The sequence below is a fragment of the Rhodococcus sp. 7Tela_A2 genome (assembly GCF_049311045.1).
Lineage (GTDB): Bacteria > Actinomycetota > Actinomycetes > Mycobacteriales > Mycobacteriaceae > Rhodococcus.
Genome location: NZ_JAXION010000031.1, coordinates 1 through 20,322 on the forward strand (window position 1 = coordinate 1; position 20,322 = coordinate 20,322).

Below are 20,322 nucleotides of genomic sequence, written 5' to 3' on the forward strand. Positions count from 1 at the left end.
GATCCCCGGCGGCAGCGGTCATCGCGTCGGCGCGGCCGGGATCGGCGGCGAACATCTCCCGCAGATGCATCCCCTCGACCTCCGCGCGATGATCGACCAACTTCTGCCACGGGGTGGATCGGGTCACGTCGCTCATGCGATCGACAGTAGTGTCCACCTCCCCGAACCGCCGGGTTTGCACCCTCCGCGGCGCGGGACGCGCATGATGGGATTCATGGACACATCAGAACTGATCCGGTCCGTGCCCACCGACCTCTTTCTCGGTGGCGAGTGGGTGCCTGCCGGAAATCGAGCGACCTTTCCCGTCCACAACCCCGCCACGGGTGACGTTCTGGCCGAGGTGGCCGACGCCACTCCCGACGACGCCATGCGCGCCCTGGATGCTGCGGTGACCGCAGGCCGCGACTGGGCCGCGACGCCTCCGCGTGAGCGAGCAGAACTTCTTCGCGCGGTGTGGGCGAAGATCAGCGAACGCGCCGACGACGTCGCGCTGCTCATGACCCTCGAAATGGGTAAAGCATTGCCCGAGAGCAGGTCCGAAGTCGCGTACGGCACCGAGTTCCTGCGATGGTTCTCCGAGGAAGCAGTGCGGATCGCCGGCCGCTACACCCCCGCCCCGGCGGGCAACGGCCGCATTCTCGTCACGAAGCAACCGGTCGGCCCGTGCCTTGCGATCACGCCGTGGAACTTCCCTCTCGCGATGGGTACCCGCAAGATCGCCCCCGCTCTGGCCGCGGGGTGCACGATGCTCGTCAAGCCTGCGTCGGAGACGCCGCTGACCCTGCTGATGCTTGCCCAGTTCTTCGCCGAAGCCGGTCTGCCCGCAGGCGTGTTGTCGGTGCTGCCGACGTCCCACGCCGGGGATGTGACCGGCCCCCTGCTCGAGGATCCGCGGCTGCGCAAACTCACCTTCACCGGATCGACGGCGGTAGGACGGTCGCTCGCGCAGACCGCCGGCCGGTCGCTCCTGCGCACCTCCCTGGAACTCGGCGGAAACGCGCCGTTCGTCGTGTTCGACGACGCCGACCTCGACGAAGCGGTCGAGGGTGCGGTTGCGGCCAAACTGCGGAACGGCGGTGAGGCGTGCACGGCCGCGAACAGGTTCCACGTCGCGAACTCCGTCCGGGAGGAATTCGTCACCAAGCTCACCGAACGCATGGCGTCGTACAAGCAAGGGCCGGGGACCGATCCCGACACGACCCTCGGGCCGCTGATCAACGAGAACCAGAAGAAGACGGTGATCGAACTGGTCGAAGACGCGGTTGCGGGAGGCGCGACGGTGCGACTCGGCGGGGAGACCCCGGAGGGCCCGGGCTGGTTCTATCCGGCCACGGTGCTCGACGACGTGCCGCGTACTGCTCGCATCCTGCGGGAAGAGGTCTTCGGGCCGGTCGCCGCCGTCACCGGTTTCGACACGGAGGACGAGGCCGTCACCGCAGCCAACGACACCGAGTACGGGCTGGCGGCGTACATCTTCACGCACGATCTGGATCGGGCGCTCCGGGTGTCGGATGCACTGGAATCGGGCATCGTCGGCGTCAACCGGGGAGTGGTGTCGGATGTCGCCGCACCGTTCGGCGGGATCAAGGCGTCCGGCATCGGCCGCGAAGGCGGGACCGAAGGTATCGAGGAATACCTCGAGACGAAATACATCGCGCTCCGGTAACGGGAGGGAGCCCGGCCGCTACGCCCACGGACCGGCAGTGTTCAGGCCGGCGCAGTATTCAGGCCGGCACTGGCCGTGGGCTAGTGGCCGAGGCGACCGCGGCCGAGGCGCAGCAGCAGCATCGCGAGGGTGTGGCCTTCCTGGCCCAGTTCGCTGAAACGCTCGAGCACCTTCATCTCGCGGCTGTGCACGAGCCTCGTGCCGCCGGACGCCATCCGGGTCCGGCCGATGATGCGCGAGACCTCGGTGCGGCGCTTGACGGCCGCGAGGATCTCGGCGTCGAGGCGATCGATCTCCTTGCGGAGTTCGTCGATCTCGGCCTCGGTGGTGGGCACTGCGTCGGCGGTTTCGCCGGAAAGAGCAGCGTCGGTGTTGGCGTTCAATGTCATCTCCTCGCGTCAGCGCTGGCCGTCCGACCGGTGAAGGGCGCATGACATAACGTCCAGTTTGCCACCGTGTCAATCCGCGGCCAAGTCGGGGATTCGCTGTCGTACGCGTCCGGTAGTTTGGTAGAACGATGAACACTCCCGTTGCTCCCGCCCACACGACCCCCGATTCGGACGCTCTCCTCGAGGGACTCAATCCACAACAGCGGGAAGCGGTCACGCACGAAGGTGGGCCGCTGCTCATCGTGGCGGGTGCGGGCTCGGGCAAGACGGCAGTGCTCACGCGGCGGATCGCCTACCTGCTGGGCGAGCGAGGTGTCGCACCCGGTCAGGTGCTCGCCATCACGTTCACCAACAAAGCAGCCGCAGAGATGCGCGAGCGCGTGGCCGCTCTGGTCGGGCCACGTGCCCTGTCGATGTGGGTGTCGACCTTCCACTCGAGTTGCGTCCGGATCCTGCGGGCCCAGGCGAGTCTCCTGCCCGGCATGAACTCCAACTTCACGATCTACGACGCCGACGATTCGCGCCGGTTGCTGACGATGATCGCGAAAGACCTCGAACTCGATATCAAGAAGTACTCTCCGCGGCTGCTCTCCACCCAGATCTCCAATCTGAAGAACGAACTGATCGGCCCGGAAGAGGCAGCGGCCGCCGTCGGTGCCGACGCCAGCGATCTGGAACGGATCGTCGCGCGCGTGTACGCGCTGTATCAGCAGCGCCTCCGTGCCGCGAACGCTTTCGACTTCGACGACCTGATCGGCGAGACCGTCGCGTTGCTGCAGGCTCACCCGGACATCGCCGAGTACTACCGCCGGCGCTTCCGGCACGTGCTGGTCGACGAGTACCAGGACACGAACCACGCCCAGTACGTGCTGGTCCGCACCCTGGTGGGCGACCCCGACGACGACTCCACCGTCGAGCCGAGCGAACTGTGCGTGGTCGGCGACGCCGACCAGTCGATCTACGCCTTCCGCGGCGCGACCACCCGCAACATCGAGGAGTTCGAACGCGACTATCCCCAGGCGCGCACGATCCTGCTCGAGCAGAACTACCGGTCCACCCAGAACATCCTGTCCGCGGCGAACGCGGTGATCTCCCGCAACACCGGTCGTCGCGAGAAGCGGTTGTGGACCGATTCCGGTGAGGGCGATCTCGTGGTCGGGTACGTGGCCGACAACGAGCACGACGAGGCGCGGTTCGTCGCGGCGGAGATCGACCGTCTCGTCGACGAGGGCATCAAGTTCTCCGATATCGCGGTGTTCTACCGCACCAACAACGCGTCCAGGGCCTTCGAGGACGTGTTCATCCGTCACGGCGTGCCGTACAAGGTCGTCGGCGGGGTCCGGTTCTACGAGCGCAAGGAAGTGCGCGACATCGTCGCGTACCTCAAGGTCCTCGAGAACCCCGAGGACACCGTGAGCCTGCGCCGGATCCTCAACACGCCTCGACGCGGCATCGGCGACCGGGCCGAGGCCTGCGTGGCGGTGCATGCCGAGCGTCTCGGCATCGGGTTCGGTCAGGCGCTGCGGGATGCGGCCGAGGGCAAAGTTGCCCTGCTGAACACTCGTGCGCAGAAGGCGATCGCCGGATTCGTGGGGATTCTCGACGAACTGCGGGCGATGCTGGTGGTCTCCGACGCCGACGGCAACGACACGGTCGACATCGGCGACGTGGTCGAGGCGATTCTCGAACGCACCGGGTACAGCGCCGAACTCGCCGCGAGCGACGATCCGCAGGACGGCGCCCGGCTCGACAACCTCAATGAACTCGTCAGTGTCGCACGGGAATTCAGCGCCGACGTGCGCAATGCCGCGGGTATCGAAGATGTGGGACGTGAAGACGGCGACCCGGATCCCGGTTCGCTGGCGGCGTTCCTGGAGAAGGTCTCACTCGTCGCCGACGCCGACCAGATCCCCGAAAACCAGGACGGTGTCGTCACGTTGATGACGCTGCACACCGCCAAGGGACTCGAGTTCCCCGTCGTGTTCGTGACGGGCTGGGAAGACGGGCAGTTCCCGCACATGCGTGCGCTCGGTGATCCTGCCGAGTTGTCCGAAGAGCGGCGTCTGGCTTACGTCGGCATCACGCGAGCGCGCCGTCGTCTGTACGTCAGCCGCGCAGTGCTGCGCTCGTCGTGGGGACAACCCGTCACGAATCCGGAATCTCGTTTCCTGCAGGAGATTCCGCAGCACCTCGTCGAATGGAAGCGGACAGATCCGGGGCCGGGGCGCGGACATGCCATCGGCTCGGGCACGGGATCGCGGTTCGGTGCGAGGGAGGAGCGTTCGTCCTCGCCGAGTTTCGGGGCGCCGCGCGGGCGAAACAATCACCTCGTGCTCGCCGTCGGCGACCGCGTCAGCCACGACAAGTACGGGCTGGGCACGGTTCTGGAGACGAAGGGCAGTGGGCCCACCGCGACGGTCGTCATCGACTTCGGAAGTGCCGGTAAGGTCCGGCTGATGCTGGTCGGCGGCGTGCCGATGATCAAGCTCTAGGCGCCCGCACCGCGGTTGCCCGCGCGGGCTGTCGCGAGGCGACCGGTATCGCGGCGGAAGGGCGCGCGATGTGGGAGTTCGTCAGACGCGGTTGCTGCCGGGGGCGATGCCCCGGGTGGCGAGCCACGGCACCGGGTCGATCTTGTCGACGCCGTTGAGGTGCACCTCGAAGTGGAGGTGCGGACCGGTGGAGAATCCGCGGTTGCCCATGGTGGCGATCTGGTCGCCGGCCAGGACCTGCTGTCCCACGCTGACCATGGACTGATCGATGTGCCCGTACACGGTGACCGTGCCGTCGGCATGGAGCAACCGGATCCACATACCGAAACCCGACGCGGGACCGGAATCGATGACTTCACCGTCGGCGACCGCGAGGATCGGGGTGCCGATCGGGCCGGCGATGTCGATGCCGGCATGGAGAGTGCCCCAGCGAGCACCGAAGTTCGAGGTGAACGCGCCCGCAGCGGGAAGGACGAACAGGGGCCGTCGGGCCGCTGCCTCGCGTGCCGCTCGCTCCTCGCTGAAGCGTTCGCCCTTGGCGAGGAGGTTGGAGAACTGCGACAGGTCGTTGGGGTCGGCGATGTTGAGCACCTGGGGCGCCTGCGAGGGTGCCGCACCGGTGCTGTCGGAAGTGAACTGCGCTGCCTGCGGCACCGCGGTGGCCGTGATGACCGAGGAGTCGCTGGTGTCTGCGGCGAGTGCGACCTGGCTGTGGTCGGCGTTCTGGCCGGGGCCACCGTTGGTCGCTGCCTGACCCGCTGCGACGACTGCGCCGGCGGCGACGGCGAACACCGCGGCACGGCCCTTGAGCGCGGTCGGGGGAGTGGGCACCCGGTGCGCTCCGCTGCGGCGAACAGGAGAGACGGTGTCGGAAGATTCGGCGGAATCCGAGGTGGGAGCGTCGACGTAATAGGTCGGCTCGGAGGCGAGGCCCGTCGTGCGGAAATCTATGGTCGCTGTGGTCCAAGCGTTCCAGTCGTCCGGTGCCGTTTCGGGCCGGCGGGCGTGGCTTTCGGCAATCGGGCTGCCTGGGCGCATCGCCATCCTCCGTTTCGTGACCTCATCGTTACTTGACCTGAGCGACGGTAACGAAACGATCGCAAGCAGGGCAACCTATAACGCAAACCAAAGCCCTTATGTGAGCGGCATCACAGTTATGTGCTGGGAAAAGCGGGGAATGGGCCGAATGTCACGGGATGAAACATCCAATGACTTTTGCATTGCGAAAGAGTCTCGGAGCAATCGGGGGCCGACTACCGGGCGGCCTCGGGGGAGCCGGTCGCGGCCGCGTGAGCGGCGCCTGTCATCCTGGGGATGGTGCTCCTCTTGGTTGCGGCGTTCTCACATTCCGGGAGGAAACCCGTGAGCTAACCCTCGGCGTCCAGGATCCGTGACATGCGCCACATGCCCGGAGCGCGGACGTTTCGCAGGGCGTCCATGTAACTAGAGTCCGAACCGGCCCGCTCAATACCCCCGAGCGGGCGTGAACGCAGACGAGACGGTGAGCAGATGGATCTCTTCGAATACCAGGCGAAGGAACTTTTCGCCAAGCATGACGTGCCGACGTCGGCTGGACGTGTTACAGACACGGTCGCCGGAGCCCGCGAGATCGCCGAGGAAATCGGCAAGCCCGTGATGGTCAAGGCGCAGGTCAAGGTCGGCGGCCGTGGCAAGGCGGGCGGCGTGAAGTACTCCGCCGACGTCGATGCCGCCGTGGCCAACGCCGAGGCGATCCTGGGCCTCGACATCAAGGGCCACGTCGTGAAGAAGCTGCTGGTCGCAGAGGCGAGTGACATCGCCGAGGAGTACTACATCTCCTTCCTGCTCGACCGCACCAACCGCACCTACCTGGCGATGTGCTCCGTGGAGGGTGGCGTCGAGATCGAGGTCACCGCCGAGGAGAACCCGGACGCCCTCGCGAAGATCCCGGTGGACGCGGTCAAGGGCGTCGACCTGGCCTTCGCCCGCGAGATCGCCGAGGCCGGCAAGCTGCCCGCAGAGGTGCTCGATGCCGCCGCCAACACCATCCAGAAGCTGTGGGAGGTGTTCATCAAGGAGGACGCGCTCCTCGTCGAGGTGAACCCGCTCGTCCGCACCCCGGACGACCAGATTCTGGCTCTCGACGGCAAGGTGACGCTGGACGAGAACGCCGCGTTCCGTCAGCCCGGCCACGAGGCATTCGAGGATCGGGACGCCACCGATCCGCTCGAGCTCAAGGCCAAGGAGAACGACCTCAACTACGTCAAGCTCGACGGCGAGGTCGGCATCATCGGTAACGGCGCAGGACTCGTGATGTCCACTCTCGACGTCGTTGCCTACGCAGGTGAGAAGCACGGCGGAGTCAAGCCCGCCAACTTCCTCGATATCGGTGGCGGCGCTTCGGCTGCCGTCATGGCCGCCGGCCTGGACGTGATCCTCAACGACGAGCAGGTCAAGAGCGTGTTCGTCAACGTCTTCGGTGGCATCACCGCATGTGACGCCGTGGCAAACGGCATCGTCGGCGCGCTCGAGACGCTGGGCGACGAGGCCAACAAGCCGCTGGTCGTCCGCCTCGACGGCAACAACGTCGAGGAGGGTCGCCGCATCCTCTCCGAGGCCAACCACCCGCTGGTCACGGTCGTCGCCACCATGGACGAGGCTGCCGACAAGGCTGCCGAGCTCGCCTTCGCAGCGAAGTAAAGGGACACACAGAACAATGGCAATCTTCCTTACCAAGGATTCCAAGGTCATCGTCCAGGGCATCACCGGCGGCGAGGGCACCAAGCACACCGCTCTCATGCTCAAGGCCGGCACCCAGGTTGTCGGCGGCGTCAACGCCCGCAAGGCCGGCACCACGGTCTCGCACACCGACAAGGACGGCAACGCCGTCGAACTGCCGGTCTACGGCACCGTCGCCGAGGCCATGAAGGAGACCGGCGCGGACGTCTCCATCGCGTTCGTTCCGCCGGCCTTCGCGAAGGACGCCATCGTCGAGGCCATCGACGCCGAGATCCCGCTGCTGGTCGTCATCACCGAGGGCATCCCGGTGCAGGACTCCGCGTACGCGTGGGCCTACAACGTCGACAAGGGCGAGAAGACCCGGATCATCGGCCCCAACTGCCCCGGCATCATCACCCCCGGTGAGGCGCTGGTCGGCATCACCCCGGCGAATATCGCCGGCAAGGGTCCGGTCGGTCTGGTGTCGAAGTCGGGCACCCTGACCTACCAGATGATGTTCGAACTCCGTGAGTACGGTTTCTCGACCGCCATCGGCATCGGCGGCGACCCGGTCATCGGCACCACCCACATCGACGCGATCGCTGCGTTCGAGAAGGATCCCGAGACCAAGGTCATCGTGATGATCGGCGAGATCGGCGGCGACGCCGAGGAGCGCGCAGCCGATTACATCAAGGCCAATGTGACCAAGCCGGTCGTCGGCTACGTCGCGGGCTTCACCGCACCCGAGGGCAAGACCATGGGCCACGCCGGCGCCATCGTCTCCGGTTCCTCGGGCACCGCCCAGGCCAAGAAGGACGCCCTCGAGGCCGCCGGCGTCAAGGTCGGCAAGACGCCGTCCGAGACCGCCGCTCTCGCGCGCGAAATCCTGCAGTCGCTGTAATTTCGCACCGTTCGACCTCTGCCCGTGTGTATTCCCGACGGAACACACACGGGCAGTGTGTTTTCGAGGGCAGGCGTGTTTCGGGGGCAGTGTGCTTTCGGTGCCTACTCGTCGATCCACTGGTGCCCCACCGGCGTGAGGTCACCCGAACCGGACGTGACCGACGCGACCGTCGCCGTGAGAACGACCGGGTCGGACGTCGCGACGGTCAGTACCGCACGCTCGCCGTACGCGACGCCGAGCACGCTGACCCCGCGCTGTCTCAGCTCGGCTTCCACGCGACCGGCGTCGGCATGGTCGACCCCGAGTTCGAACAGCTCCCGGCGGACCCGCGTGACCACGCGCGCCGAGTCGAGCGCGGTCGTGACCGCTCCCGAGTACGCGCGCACGAGTCCGCCCGCACCCAGCTTGATGCCGCCGAACCACCGCGTCACCACCACAGCGACGTTCACGAGATCGCGGTGATGCAGGACCTGCAACATCGGGATACCTGCGGTTCCGCCCGGTTCGCCGTCGTCGCTCGACCGCTCGGCCCGCGTCGCATGCTCGTCGCCGACGACGAACGCCCAGCAGTGGTGGCGTGCATCGGGATACAGTCGCCGTTGTTCCTCGACGAAGGCCAGCGCCGACTCCGGTGATTCGACACGCCGGAGTGCGGCGAGAAATCGCGAACGTTTGACCTCGGTTTCCACGACGACATCCGGGCCCGGGGCAAAAGTGTGCGGCATGGCCCCATTCTCGCGGGTCGTGCCTAGGCTGGTACGCAGGAGACGGACGACAGCCGAACCGACAGCAGGAGGACCGATGAATTTCCCCGCAGGGCAATCCACCCCGAGCAAGGTGGTGCCGCTGCTGCTGCCACTTGTGGTCGCCGCGCTCGGTGTCGTGAACTTTCTACTCGGTCTCGCGCCGTATGTGAGCATCACGTTCGGTTCCCGCGTCGCACTGTCGTCGTTCGATTTCGGATTCGCCGTCGTGCCCCTCGCTTTCCTGTTGCTCGGTGGCGTCAGCGCAGCGCTCTCGTTGCTGCCCGGCCAGGACCTGCGGGCAGTGGCAGTGGTCGCGTCGGGAGTCGGCTTCGTGACCTCGCTCTTCCAGTTGTTCCATCTGCCGGAAGACACGGGAATCGCCTGGGGCGGAGTCACGATCCTCGTCTTCGGCTTCGTGCAGGCCGCGCTCGCCGTCGTCACTCTGCTGTTCGGACTGGGCATTCTGGTGCCCGGACGCTCGGCACGGCAGAGCGGTGGCGCACAAGGCTATCCGCAGGGTTCGCCGCAGCAGGGTTCGGCGCAGCAGGGTGTCGGACAGTTCGGTGCCCAGCAGTACCCGGGACAGCAGTTCGGTGCCCAGCAGTACGGCGGGCAGCAGTACACAGGCCAGCAGCAGTACGGCGGCCAGCAGCAGTACGGCGGGCAGGCCGCCGGAGCTCAGCAGTATCCCGGTCAGCAGTTCGGTGCTCAGCAGTTCCCGGGTCAGCAGTTCGATGCCCAGCAGTACGGGGGCCAGCAGTACGGCGGTCAGTACGGGGGCCAGCAGTACGGTGGGGCGCAGCAGTACCCGGGCCAGCCCGCCTCCGGCCGGCAACCCGAGCAGTCCGGTAGCCAGCACTCCGGTAGCCAGCAGTACCCCGGTGGGTCGTCTTCCTCCGCGTCGCCGTCGCCGGAGTCGCAGTACCCCGCCGGACAGCAGCCGGGCGACCAGCCTTTTGCGGGCGCACAGCAGCACGGTGGGCAGTTCGGCCAGCAGCACTCGGGCGAACACGGGGGCACCGACCAGGAACGCACACAGCGCTTCACTCCCGCTCAGTACGGCGGGCCCGACCAGGCCGCCCAGTCGCATTCCGCGGTGAACACCGGCGGCGAGTACGACCGGTCCGAGTCGGAGCACACGGACGCGCAGCAGTCGCCGGGCCGCCCGGAGCAGGAGGATGCGTCGTCGGCGCCCGAGTCCGATGCCGAGCGCGCCGTCGTGAACCGCGCCGAAGACAACGAGGGTTCCGCTCCCGGCGAGCCCGCCCCCACCCAGGCGTTCCGCTCACCGGGTGACCAACGGTGATCGGCGCGCCTGACACCCTCCGCGACACGTCGGTGACACCCTCGACTCGATGACTTCCACGCTCGGCCGGTCGACCCGGCACACTCCACCCGAGGACGGCCACCTCGATCCGGAGCGGTTCCGAATCCTGGTCGGTACCGCGGCACGTCTTCCCGCGGTGACGCTCGCGGTGGTCGCCACGATCGTGGTGACCACCATGGTGCTCGCGAACAGCGACCTGGCGGGGATCTACGCCGCCATCGCGGGTACCTGGCTCGCGCTGCACCAGGTGACCCTCACGATCGACGGCACCTCGCTCGGTGTGCTTCCCCTGTTGCCCACAGCGGTCCTGGTGTGGTTGTCGGCGCGAGGGGCCGCCTCGGCGGCAGACGCCGTCATGGACTACACCGGGTACCAACTCGAAGGCCCCGACGCCGCACGCATCACCGCGGCAACACTGGCCGGCCCGCTGACCGTCACGGTCGTCGCGCTCGTCGTGATGCAGGACGCGGCGGGTGTTCTTCCTGTCGCGTCGCCGAACCCCGCTGCGGCTCTGGCGTGGGTGACGGGCCTGTACCTGCTCGCCGCGTTGCTCGGAATCGGCTCACGTCTGTGGCGGCCGCTGGTCCTCCGGTACGCGGTGCCGGAATGGCTCGTGCTGTCGGTCCGCCCCGCGGCGAGGGCGGTGCTCGGCATGTTCGCGGTCGGCGGCGTCCTCGTCGTCGCGGGACTGCTGTGGTCGTGGACCACACTGGGCGACCTGCTGGCACGCGGTGAAACCTGGACGGGCGTCCTCGGTCTCACCGTCCTGTCGATCCTGTACCTGCCGAATCTGGTGATCGGTGCGTCCGCGGTGCTGGCCGGGAGCACCGCACAGTTCGGGCAGGTGCGGTTGAGCTTGTTCGAGGCGTCGGGGGGCGATCTGCCTGCTCTCCCGATCCTCGCGGCGATCCCGGCGGGACCGGCGCACGCACTGTGGCCGGTACTGCTTGCTGTGCCGGCCACAGTCGGTGCTCTGCTCGGCCGGTTTGCCGCGCAGCGCACGCTCCAGGCGCAGGCCGACGGGGCGCCGGTGGGAAGCCTCGACGCTGCTCGGACGGTTCTGGCCGCGGCAGGGTTCGCCGGGCTGGTCACCGCAGGCATCACCTGGGCGGCAGGTGGCCCACTGGGAATCTTCGGGGTCGTCGGGGCCAGATGGTGGCTCGCCGGCGTGCTCCTGTTCGCGTGGGCAGGACTGCTCGGGCTCATCGTCGCCCAGTTGCTCATGTGGCGCGAGGGTCGCCTGGCCGCCGCAGTCCTGCGTGAGGACTACCACGAGCAGACAGACGACGAGCAGTTGGACGATGACCCGATCGACGACGAGCTGAGGGAGGATGACGAGGCAGCGGAGCGCAGCGACGCGGCCGAGGATTCCGATCACGACGCGGACCCGGACTCCGACTCCCGCACCGACGAGACGTCGGAGGGCGTGTCTGCGGAGGACGAGTCCGGGGAGGACGAGTCCGGGGAGGACGAAAGCCGAGAAGCCGTGGCGGACGCCGAGTCGGAGGCGGAGTCGGACACGGAGGGCAAGGGCAAGGGCAAGAAGGGCGCCGACTAGGCTTTGACACGGCCGGTTCGTCGGCCGACCCCCTCGAGTTCCAGGAGTAGTGCCCTGACTGCCTCGCGTGACCAGTTGCCGCCCACCGCACCGGCGCGGCTCGTCGTACTCGCGTCCGGGACGGGAAGCCTGTTGGCATCACTGCTCGAGCAGGCGCGTGACGACGACTACCCCGCACGCATCGTCGCTGTCGGTGTCGACCGCGAGTGCCCGGCCGAAGAGCACTCGGCGGCAGCCGGTATCCCTGTGTTCCGGGTGTCCCTGCGCGAGCATCCGGACAGGGCTGCCTGGGATCGCGCACTCACCGAGGCCGTCGCCGAATTCGAGCCCGATCTCGTGGTCACCGCCGGATTCATGAAGATCCTGGGACCGGCGTTCCTCGACCGTTTCGGTGGACGCATCATCAATACCCACCCGGCATTGCTGCCGTCGTTCCCCGGCGCACACGCAGTGCCCGATGCGCTCGCGTACGGCGTGAAGGTCACCGGTTCGACCGTGCACCTCGTCGACGGCGGAGTCGACACCGGCCCGGTGCTCGCGCAGGAGGCGGTGCCCGTCCTCGAGGACGACGACGTGGCGAGCCTGCACGAACGAATCAAAGTTGTGGAGCGACGGCTGTTGGCAGAGGTGGTCGCCGCCGTCGCGACCCGTGGAGTTGTTTCCGATGGACGAAAGGCCGTGATCCCCGGTGACCGAACGTAAGACTGTGCGCCGCGCGCTGGTCAGCGTGTACGACAAGAGCGGACTCGTCGAACTGGCGACAGGACTCCACGACGCGGGGGTCGAGCTGGTCTCGACCGGCTCCACCGCGGCGACGATCGCCGGAGCGGGCCTGCCCGTGACGAAGGTGGAGGAACTCACCGGCTTCCCGGAGTGCCTCGAGGGTCGCGTGAAGACGCTGCACCCGCGTGTCCACGCCGGCATCCTCGCGGACACCCGCAAGCAGGACCACCTCGACCAGATCGCCGATCTGGGCATCGAGGCATTCGAACTGGTCGTGGTCAACCTCTACCCGTTCACGGAGACGGTTGCCTCCGGCGCCGGCCCCGACGAGTGCGTCGAGCAGATCGACATCGGCGGACCGTCCATGGTGCGCGCCGCTGCGAAGAACCACCCGTCGGTGGCTGTGGTCGTGGATCCCGCCGCATACGGCGATGTCCTCGAATCCGTTGCGGCCGGTGGTTTCACCCTCGAGCAGCGCAAGCGCCTTGCCGCGCAAGCGTTCCAGCACACCGCGGCCTACGACGTCGCGGTGGCGACCTGGATGAACAGTGGCTACGCGGCTCCGGACGACGATGCGAAGTTCCCCGCCTGGACCGGCGCCACGTGGACCCGTGCGAATGTGCTGCGCTACGGCGAGAACCCGCACCAGGCGGCTGCCCTCTACGTGGACGGGTCGGGCGAGCCGGGACTCGCTCAGGCCGAGCAGTTCCACGGCAAGGAAATGTCCTACAACAACTATCAGGACGCCGACGCCGCATGGCGCGCCGCGCACGATCATCGCGAGCCGTGCGTCGCGATCATCAAGCACGCCAACCCCTGTGGGATCGCGATCGCCGATGACATCGCGACCGCTCACCGCAATGCCCACGAATGCGACCCGGTGTCGGCATTCGGTGGTGTGATCGCCGCGAACCGTGAGGTGAGCGTGAAGATGGCCGAGCAGGTCGCCGAGATCTTCACCGAGGTCGTCATCGCGCCGTCGTATGCGGACGGTGCGGTAGAGGTGCTCTCCCGCAAGAAGAACATCCGCATCCTGCGGGCCGACTCGCCGTCGTCCTCGCAGATCGAGATGCGCCAGATTTCCGGCGGGCTCCTGCTTCAGGAACGCGACGCGCTCGATGCCGAGGGCGATGCACCGGCCAACTGGCAGCTCGCGTGCGGCGAGGCCGCCGACGAAGCCACCCTGCGCGATCTCGAGTTCGCGTGGCGGACGGTGCGCGCCGTCAAGTCCAATGCGATTCTCCTGGTCTCGGGTGGCGCGACCGTCGGAGTCGGCATGGGGCAGGTCAACCGCGTCGATTCGTCGCGTCTGGCTGTGGCACGCGCGGGCGACCGGGTCGTCGGTTCCGTCGCCGCCTCGGACGCGTTCTTCCCGTTCGCGGACGGCCTCCAAGTGCTTACCGAGGCCGGAGTGAAGGCCGTCGTTCAGCCCGGCGGATCGGTGCGCGACAACGAGGTCATCGAGGCAGCGCGTGAAGCCGGGATCACCCTGTACCTGACGGGTGCCCGCCACTTCGCCCACTGACAGATACCGGACGGCGCCGGCCCCCGCGCCCCGGCCGGCAGGTCCGGCCGCGGGCGAGGGGGCGGCGGCGGCGGGGGCGGCCGCGGGTCCGCGCGATCCGCGGCCCTCGGAGATGACGAGGCGCGCGGCACCCCGGTCGAGCAGTTCACGGATCAGATCTGCTGCGGCGGCGCCGCTTTCGGTGCCACCGACGCGGCTGAGATCGATCGTGATGGCGTGGCCGGTCAGGTCGCCGGGCAGGTCCGACGGGACGGATCCGCCGGGTTCGATGCGAAGTTTCATGATGTTGTTTCTCCTGTCGGGGAATGAAGCTGTGGGGATAAGAAAGGGCACCCCGGGGGGGGGGGGCGGGGGGCCCCCGAGAAGGGAGTCGTCGTGTGACTTCTATTCTCGGGGTGGCCTTGCGGCGAAGTGGGAATGAAGGTGCGCAAAAGGTACGGAACAGCCGATGACGTGCATGTGCTTGAATCGCATCGAACCGTACCTTTCTCGGGCGTACCAGCGGGTTAACGGGAAACCATACACCAATAACGTGAAAGCGACATTTGTTATTTCGCGGACCCGGTCACAGACTCTTCAGCCACGCCTCGAAACCGGACGTGAACTCCTCCGAGAAGGGCAGGTCGGCGATGTAGTCGGCGCCCGTGGACTGCTGGTCCCCGATGTCCTTGAGGACGTGGTTGGTGCGGGTCATGCGCAGCGATGTCAGGCGGGTGTGGACGAGCGCGTCGTCGAGAGCGTCCACGTCCTCGATACGCACCTGGATGTCCTTGGTCGATGCGCTCGAGAGCACCGGCAGGTCGCCGTCGACCTGGGCGGCGAGCATCCGAGGATCGAGCGCGTCCTCCTCCGCGAGAGCCTTGGCGTTCGCGGGAACGAGCCCGGCGTTGCGGAGGGGTTCGGGCAGGTGGTCGCTGAGGGTACCGTCGGCCCGCAGCGATTCGACCGCTCCGGTCAGCGCCAGCCGGAGTTCGTCGGCAATCTGCACGGGGAGCTTCTGGGCGACGACCACCGCGTCGAGCTGGGCGTCGATCTGGGCGGTCAGCAGGTCGAGCAGGCGTACCGCGAGGGGTTCGATCAGACCGATACCCCTGATCCGCGGGTTGTCCTGCGCCAGCGCCAGGGCGATCAGCGCACCTTCGCTGTGTCCGACGACGTAGAGACGGTTCGCGTCGACACCGCGCCGGCCTGCGAGGAAATCGAGACCTGCGGACGCGGCGTCGATGAACGTGGAGAACCCGAGATCGGCGACGTCCTCGACGTCGTACGGTCCGAGGCCGGTCACGCCGCTGCCGAGCTTGTCGTAGCGCAGGCTGGCGAAGCCGTGCCGTTCGAGGACGTCGGCGAGGTGGCGCAGCGTGCCGATCGGCCCCGGAAGCAGGGCGCTGTCACCGTTGCGGTCGGTGGGACCGCTGCCGGCGAGCAGAAGCACTCCGGGCACCACACCCCTCCTCATCGACACGGGTACCCGGACGCTGCCGTGCAGGGTCACGTCGCCGCTGGAAAAGGTGATCTCGGTGTCCGACATACACCGTGTCTATCAGAAGAGCCCCCGACGTTCCGTATTCAGGCACCTCATGGGTGCGTACCTGCGGAGTGCCGCCGAACGGAGGTCTCGCCCCGGCTGCGTCAGGGTGCGTCGTCGTCGACGTCCGGCCCCCTGCTGTCACCGTCCTCGGCACCGGCCGCCGTGCCGTCGATACGGCCGGACGCTGTGTCGTTGTCCGCGGACTCCGGGGCGGGCAGTTCCTCCGCGTAGGGCGCGCGCGGTGGAGCGATCTCCGCGAGACGCTCGTTGACGGCATGCGCGAGCAGGTCGTGCTGCAGAACCGACAAGGGCACCATTCCGTCGAGGTAGGCCTCGATCTCGACCTTGCCGGCATCCCCGCCGAGCGCGAAGTAGCGCAACCACAACTCGTCGAGAGTCAGCCCGGTCGCGGCGAGCGCCTCGAGGAACCGGCGATGCGCCTCGCCGGACGGAAACAGACGCATCACCTGCTCACCCCGCTTCGTCACCGGCCGCCTCGACGAGCGTCTCTGCCAGGGTTGCCAGGGTGGTTCCCGACAGGCTGGACTGCTCGATCAGCCACCGCATGGCCTGATCGGGGTCCAGTTGTTCGCGCAACATCACGATGCCCTTCGCGGTGGCGATCAGATCCCGGGTGTGCAGCGCGCGCTTGAGGTTGTCGCTGAGCCGTTCGGCACTGCGGAAGGTGTGCACGTTGGCGACCAGAATGGCGGCCTGGGCCGCGAACCGCCGCAGCAGGCCGACCTCGGTCTCGTCGTAGGCCCCGGCGCGGTCGGAATACACCTTGATCGCCCCCCACGACCGGTCCGCGGTGACCAGCGGCGCGCTGAGCACCGACCGGATACCGGTCGAGTCCACCCGTGCCGACCACAGCGGCCACCGGGGATCGGTGCCGACGTCGTCGACGCGCACGATCACCCCGTCGTGCCATGCGGTGAGGCACGGTCCCTGGCCGAGTTCGTATTGCAACGCGTCGGCGCGTTCGACCATCCGATCGGTCGCGGCGGAGGTGACCTCGTCCCCGTTGATACCGCGGACACTGACCCCGGATCCGATCGATCCGGGCAGGGTGTCCACGGCCAGGGAGGTGATCAATTGCAGTGCTGTGGCGACGGTCTGTTCGGACAGCAGCACTCCGGACATCCGGGCGTACACAGCCGTCAGCTCGTCCGGTGTCGAGTCCGGAAACGCATCCACGCGGCCCCCTTTCGTCTGTGGGACTACCCATCATCGCGGAGACGAACCGAGGTGTCCGGCCTGGCCCGGTGGCGATGCCTTTCCGCCAGCCTAGACCGCGACCACCGCAGGCGAATCCCCCTACTGGCGACGCACAGCGGGCAGGTTTCTCGACGATCCACCGGATCCGGCGGCCCAGGTCGTCCGGGAAGAAGAGGTTCCTCGGCTTGCAGGTGCCGAAACCGCCGCACGGTCGTACCTTGGATGAGGTGACGTCTCCCACACCGCGCCCGTCCACCCTCGGAGAGCTGCGCGCCTCCGGCCACGTACATCGTCCCGTCAAGGACGAGATGAGGCAGAACCTCGTCGCCGCGCTGCGCGACGGCACCGATCCCTGGCCCGGCATCGTCGGATTCGACGAGACCGTGGTCCCCCAACTCGAGCGGGCACTGCTCGCCGGTCACGATGTCGTCCTTCTCGGCGAACGAGGCCAGGGCAAGACGCGCCTGCTGCGTACCCTCGCGTTGCTGCTCGACGAGTGGACCCCTGTGATCGCGGGATCCGAACTCGGTGAGCACCCCTACGAACCCATTACGCCCGTCTCGATCCGCCGCGCGGGCGAACTCGGCGACGATCTGCCGGTCGCGTGGCGACACCGCAGCGAGCGCTACGCCGAGAAGCTGGCAACTCCCGATACCTCCGTCGCCGACCTCGTCGGGGACGTGGACCCGGTGAAGGTGGCGGAAGGACGCAGCCTCGGTGATCCCGAAACGATCCACTTCGGGCTGGTCCCACGCGCCCACCGCGGAATCGTCGCGATCAACGAGCTTCCCGATCTCGCCGAGCGCATCCAGGTGTCGTTGCTCAACGTCATGGAGGAGCGCGACATCCAGGTGCGCGGCTACACACTCCGGCTCCCGCTGGACGTACTGCTCGTCGCGAGCGCGAACCCGGAGGACTACACCAACCGCGGACGGATCATCACCCCGCTCAAGGACCGGTTCGGTGCCGAGATCCGCACCCATTACCCCATGGAACTCGACGACGAGGTCGCGGTGATCGAGCAGGAAGCCGACCTGCAGGCCCGCGTTCCCGATTTCCTCGTCGAGATTCTCGCGCGCTTCACGCGGTTGCTGCGCGAGTCGACGTCGGTCGACCAGCGCTCCGGTGTCTCCGCGCGCTTCGCCGTGGCCGGCGCCGAAACCGTCGCGGCCGCTGCCGTGCACCGCGGCGCGGTGCTCGGTGAGGACGACCCCGTGGCGCGGCCCGTCGACCTGGCCACCGTCGTCGAGGTACTACGCGGAAAGGTGGAGTTCGAATCAGGGGAGGAAGGACGGGAATTCGAGATCCTTGACCACCTGCTGCGTCGTGCGACCGCGGACACGGCGCGCACGCGGCTGGCCGGGATCGATCTCGCCCCACTCGTCGCCGCGGTCGAGCAGGGTGAGCCGGTGATCACCGGCGAGCGCGTCACTGCGAAATCGTTGCTCGACGCGCTGCCCGAACTGCCGGTCCTCGACACGGTCGCCGAACGACTCGGCGCTTCCGACAGCGGCTCTCGCGCCGCCGCAATCGAACTCGCACTCGAGGGCCTGTATCTGGCGCGGCGCATCGCAAAGGACGCCGGCCCGCGCGGCGCGGCGGTGTACTCCTGATGGACCGTTCCGCGAGGTACGGCCCGTACCACGGGGGCGACCCGCTCGCGCCACCCGTGGATCTGCGCGACGCGCTCTCCGCGATCGGCGACGACGTCCTCGGCGGGGCGTCGCCGCAACGCGCCCTGCGCGAACTGCTGCGGCGCGGCAGCAGCAGCATGCGCGGACTCGACAAGCTTGCCGCGCAGGCCAACCGGCGCAAGAGGGAACTGCTCGACCGCACCGATCTCGACGGCACTCTGAGAGAGGTGCGCGAACTCCTCGACCGGGCGGTGCTCGAGGAACGGAAGGAACTCGCGCGCGCCCTCGACGACGACGCCCGGTTCGCCGAGATGCGGATCGAGGAACTGCCGGCGTCGACAGCGCAAGCCGTTCAGGAACTCGCCGACTACGACTGGCGCAGCGACAAGGCGCGGCAGGACTACGAGAAGATCCGGGATCTGCTGGGCCGGGAAATGCTCGACCAGCGGTTCGCCGGAATGAAGCAGGCACTGGAAGGTGCCACCGAGGAAGACCGGCAGCGCATTTCCGAGATGCTCGAGGACCTCAACAACCTCCTCGACAAGCATGCGCGCGGGGAGGACACACCCGAGGATTTCGAACAGTTCATGGCCGAGCACGGCGAGTTCTTTCCCGACGATCCCCAGAACGTGGAGGAACTGCTCGATTCGCTCGCGCAGCGGGCAGCCGCCGCGCAGCGGCTACGGAACTCGCTGACGCCGGAACAGCGGGAGGAACTCGACGCACTCGCGCAGCAGGCGTTCGGGTCGCCGTCGTTGACGAATCAGCTCGACCGGCTCGACGGACATCTCCGTGCCGCGCGGCCCGGTGAGGACTGGGCGGGATCCGAACGTACGCGTGGCGACGAGGGGATGGGACTCGGTGAGGCGACCTCGGCGCTCCAGGAGATCGCGGAACTCGACCGGCTCGCGGAGCAGTTGTCCCAGCAGTACGCCGGGGCTTCTCTCGACGACATCGATCTCGACGAACTCGAGCGCCACCTCGGTCCGCAGGCCGTGGCCGACGCTCGCACACTCGCCGATCTCGAGAAGGAACTGCAGAAAGAGGGATTCTTCGACCGCGGCGCGGACGGCAAGTGGCGGCTCTCGCCCAAGGCGATGCGTCAGCTCGGGCAGACCGCGCTGCGGGACGTGATGAACCGGATATCGTCCCGCACGGGTCAGCGTGAATCGCGCCGCGCCGGGGCGATGGGGGAGCCCACCGGTGCGACGAAGGCCTGGGAGTTCGGCGACACCGAGCCGTGGGACGTCGTGCGCACCCTCACCAACGCGACGCTGCGCAGCCCCGGCGTGCCGGTCCGGATGTCGGTGAGCGATGTCGAGGTGGTCGATACCGAGCAGCGGGCTCAGGCGGCGGTCGCATTGCTCGTGGACACGTCGTTCTCGATGGTCATGGACGGACGCTGGGTGCCGATGAAGCGCACCGCTCTGGCACTGAACCACCTGGTGTCCACTCGGTTCCGGGGCGACGCGCTGCAGTTGATCGCGTTCGGGCGGCATGCGCGCGTGGTCACCGCACCGGAACTGGCGGGCCTCGACGGTGTGTACGAGCAGGGGACCAATCTTCATCACGCGCTGATGCTCGCGGGCCGGCACCTGCGTCGTCATCCGAACGCGCAGCCCGTCGTGCTGGTCGTGACCGACGGCGAGCCCACCGCCCACCTCGAACCCGAGGGGTACGCGGCGTTCGATTATCCGCCGAGCGCCAGGACTCTGGGCCTGACCGTGCGCGAACTCGACCATCTCGGCAAGATCGGCGCCCAGGTGACGATCTTCCGGCTCGGCGACGATCCCGGACTGGCCCGGATCGTCGACCGGATGGCCCGCCGGGTGGGGGGACGGGTCGTGGCACCCGACCTCGACGGCCTCGGCGCGGCGGTGGTGGGCGACTACGTGCGGATGCGCCGCCGCTGACG

General features: G+C 67.9%; 16 protein-coding genes. 10 read left to right on the forward strand and 6 right to left on the reverse strand.

What is annotated here, in order from left to right; translation table 11 throughout:
* Window positions 1-214 precede the first annotated feature (214 nt).
* On the forward strand, window positions 215-1,666 hold the full coding sequence (locus tag TVH25_RS08240; RefSeq protein ID WP_422423803.1) for an NAD-dependent succinate-semialdehyde dehydrogenase: 1,452 nt from the start codon (window positions 215-217) through the stop codon (window positions 1,664-1,666).
* An 80-nt stretch (window positions 1,667-1,746) separates the two neighbouring features.
* On the opposite strand, the gene TVH25_RS08245 is transcribed toward TVH25_RS08240, so the two are convergent.
* Window positions 1,747-2,055, reverse strand: coding sequence for a chorismate mutase (locus TVH25_RS08245; RefSeq protein ID WP_240955119.1), 309 nt, complete (start codon window positions 2,053-2,055; stop codon window positions 1,747-1,749).
* A gap of 128 nt (window positions 2,056-2,183) precedes the next feature.
* On the opposite strand from TVH25_RS08245, the gene pcrA reads away from it, so the two are divergent.
* Window positions 2,184-4,547, forward strand: a complete 2,364-nt coding sequence (gene pcrA, locus TVH25_RS08250) for a DNA helicase PcrA (RefSeq protein ID WP_422423804.1) — start codon at window positions 2,184-2,186, stop codon at window positions 4,545-4,547.
* An 81-nt stretch (window positions 4,548-4,628) separates the two neighbouring features.
* Here the strand turns inward: pcrA and TVH25_RS08255 are convergent, their stop codons facing one another.
* Complete coding sequence (locus TVH25_RS08255; protein ID WP_169621433.1) at window positions 4,629-5,591, reverse strand: M23 family metallopeptidase; 963 nt, start codon at window positions 5,589-5,591, stop codon at window positions 4,629-4,631.
* Between the two features lie 465 nt (window positions 5,592-6,056).
* On the opposite strand from TVH25_RS08255, the gene sucC reads away from it, so the two are divergent.
* Both sucC and sucD read left to right on the forward strand, forming a co-directional pair.
* Window positions 6,057-7,226, forward strand: coding sequence for an ADP-forming succinate--CoA ligase subunit beta (gene sucC / locus TVH25_RS08260; RefSeq protein WP_296549575.1), 1,170 nt, complete (start codon window positions 6,057-6,059; stop codon window positions 7,224-7,226).
* Between the two features lie 16 nt (window positions 7,227-7,242).
* Window positions 7,243-8,145: a succinate--CoA ligase subunit alpha gene (gene sucD, locus TVH25_RS08265; RefSeq protein WP_169621435.1), complete on the forward strand. Its 903-nt coding sequence runs from the start codon at window positions 7,243-7,245 to the stop codon at window positions 8,143-8,145.
* Between the two features lie 104 nt (window positions 8,146-8,249).
* Here sucD and TVH25_RS08270 read toward each other — a convergent pair whose 3' ends face one another.
* Entirely contained in the window at window positions 8,250-8,873 is a 624-nt protein-coding gene (locus TVH25_RS08270; RefSeq protein WP_169621436.1) for an IMPACT family protein, read from the reverse strand.
* 76 nt (window positions 8,874-8,949) lie between these two features.
* On the opposite strand from TVH25_RS08270, the gene TVH25_RS08275 reads away from it, so the two are divergent.
* From TVH25_RS08275 to purH, 4 genes are read left to right on the forward strand one after another with little or no spacing between them, the layout of a single operon-like run.
* Complete coding sequence (locus tag TVH25_RS08275) at window positions 8,950-10,200, forward strand: DUF5336 domain-containing protein (RefSeq protein ID WP_422423805.1); 1,251 nt, start codon at window positions 8,950-8,952, stop codon at window positions 10,198-10,200.
* Window positions 10,201-10,249: 49 nt separating this feature from the next.
* The gene (locus TVH25_RS08280; RefSeq protein WP_169621438.1) at window positions 10,250-11,779 is read left to right on the forward strand and encodes a DUF6350 family protein; all 1,530 of its coding nucleotides are present in this window, start codon (window positions 10,250-10,252) and stop codon (window positions 11,777-11,779) included.
* 54 nt (window positions 11,780-11,833) lie between these two features.
* Window positions 11,834-12,481 carry a phosphoribosylglycinamide formyltransferase gene (gene purN, locus TVH25_RS08285; RefSeq protein ID WP_206037059.1) on the forward strand — a complete coding sequence of 216 codons (648 nt, stop codon included), beginning with the start codon at window positions 11,834-11,836 and terminating at the stop codon, window positions 12,479-12,481.
* Complete coding sequence (gene purH / locus TVH25_RS08290; RefSeq protein WP_169621440.1) at window positions 12,468-14,027, forward strand: bifunctional phosphoribosylaminoimidazolecarboxamide formyltransferase/IMP cyclohydrolase; 1,560 nt, start codon at window positions 12,468-12,470, stop codon at window positions 14,025-14,027. Before purN ends, purH begins: the two co-directional genes overlap by 14 nt.
* A 565-nt stretch (window positions 14,028-14,592) precedes the next feature.
* Here purH and TVH25_RS08295 read toward each other — a convergent pair.
* From TVH25_RS08295 to TVH25_RS08305, 3 genes are all read right to left on the reverse strand, one after another.
* Window positions 14,593-15,555, reverse strand: a complete 963-nt coding sequence (locus TVH25_RS08295; protein WP_169652565.1) for an alpha/beta hydrolase — start codon at window positions 15,553-15,555, stop codon at window positions 14,593-14,595.
* Window positions 15,556-15,656: 101 nt separating this feature from the next.
* Window positions 15,657-16,043 carry a hypothetical protein gene (locus TVH25_RS08300; RefSeq protein WP_422423806.1) on the reverse strand — a complete coding sequence of 129 codons (387 nt, stop codon included), beginning with the start codon at window positions 16,041-16,043 and terminating at the stop codon, window positions 15,657-15,659.
* Window positions 16,027-16,752 (reverse strand): GAF domain-containing protein, encoded by a 726-nt coding sequence (locus TVH25_RS08305; RefSeq protein WP_422423807.1) that lies wholly within the window; start codon window positions 16,750-16,752, stop codon window positions 16,027-16,029. Before TVH25_RS08305 ends, TVH25_RS08300 begins: the two co-directional genes overlap by 17 nt.
* Before the next feature lie 248 nt (window positions 16,753-17,000).
* On the opposite strand from TVH25_RS08305, the gene TVH25_RS08310 reads away from it, so the two are divergent.
* Both TVH25_RS08310 and TVH25_RS08315 read left to right on the forward strand, forming a co-directional pair.
* On the forward strand, window positions 17,001-18,386 hold the full coding sequence (locus TVH25_RS08310; protein WP_169621444.1) for an ATP-binding protein: 1,386 nt from the start codon (window positions 17,001-17,003) through the stop codon (window positions 18,384-18,386).
* Complete coding sequence (locus TVH25_RS08315; RefSeq protein ID WP_169652564.1) at window positions 18,386-20,320, forward strand: vWA domain-containing protein; 1,935 nt, start codon at window positions 18,386-18,388, stop codon at window positions 20,318-20,320. The genes TVH25_RS08310 and TVH25_RS08315 overlap by 1 nt, the downstream gene beginning before the upstream one ends.
* The last annotated feature ends 2 nt before the right edge of the window (window positions 20,321-20,322 follow it).

Coding starts and splice junctions, on each gene's coding strand:
- sucD (WP_169621435.1), top strand. CDS start 7,243: ATGGCAATCTTCCTTACCAAGGATTCCAAGGTCATCGTCCAGGGCATC.
- TVH25_RS08240 (WP_422423803.1), top strand. CDS start 215: ATGGACACATCAGAACTGATCCGGTCCGTGCCCACCGACCTCTTTCTC.
- TVH25_RS08275 (WP_422423805.1), top strand. CDS start 8,950: ATGAATTTCCCCGCAGGGCAATCCACCCCGAGCAAGGTGGTGCCGCTG.
- sucC (WP_296549575.1), top strand. CDS start 6,057: ATGGATCTCTTCGAATACCAGGCGAAGGAACTTTTCGCCAAGCATGAC.
- TVH25_RS08315 (WP_169652564.1), top strand. CDS start 18,386: ATGGACCGTTCCGCGAGGTACGGCCCGTACCACGGGGGCGACCCGCTC.
- TVH25_RS08270 (WP_169621436.1), bottom strand. CDS start 8,873: ATGCCGCACACTTTTGCCCCGGGCCCGGATGTCGTCGTGGAAACCGAG.
- TVH25_RS08295 (WP_169652565.1), bottom strand. CDS start 15,555: ATGTCGGACACCGAGATCACCTTTTCCAGCGGCGACGTGACCCTGCAC.
- TVH25_RS08245 (WP_240955119.1), bottom strand. CDS start 2,055: ATGACATTGAACGCCAACACCGACGCTGCTCTTTCCGGCGAAACCGCC.
- pcrA (WP_422423804.1), top strand. CDS start 2,184: ATGAACACTCCCGTTGCTCCCGCCCACACGACCCCCGATTCGGACGCT.
- TVH25_RS08280 (WP_169621438.1), top strand. CDS start 10,250: ATGACTTCCACGCTCGGCCGGTCGACCCGGCACACTCCACCCGAGGAC.
- TVH25_RS08255 (WP_169621433.1), bottom strand. CDS start 5,591: ATGGCGATGCGCCCAGGCAGCCCGATTGCCGAAAGCCACGCCCGCCGG.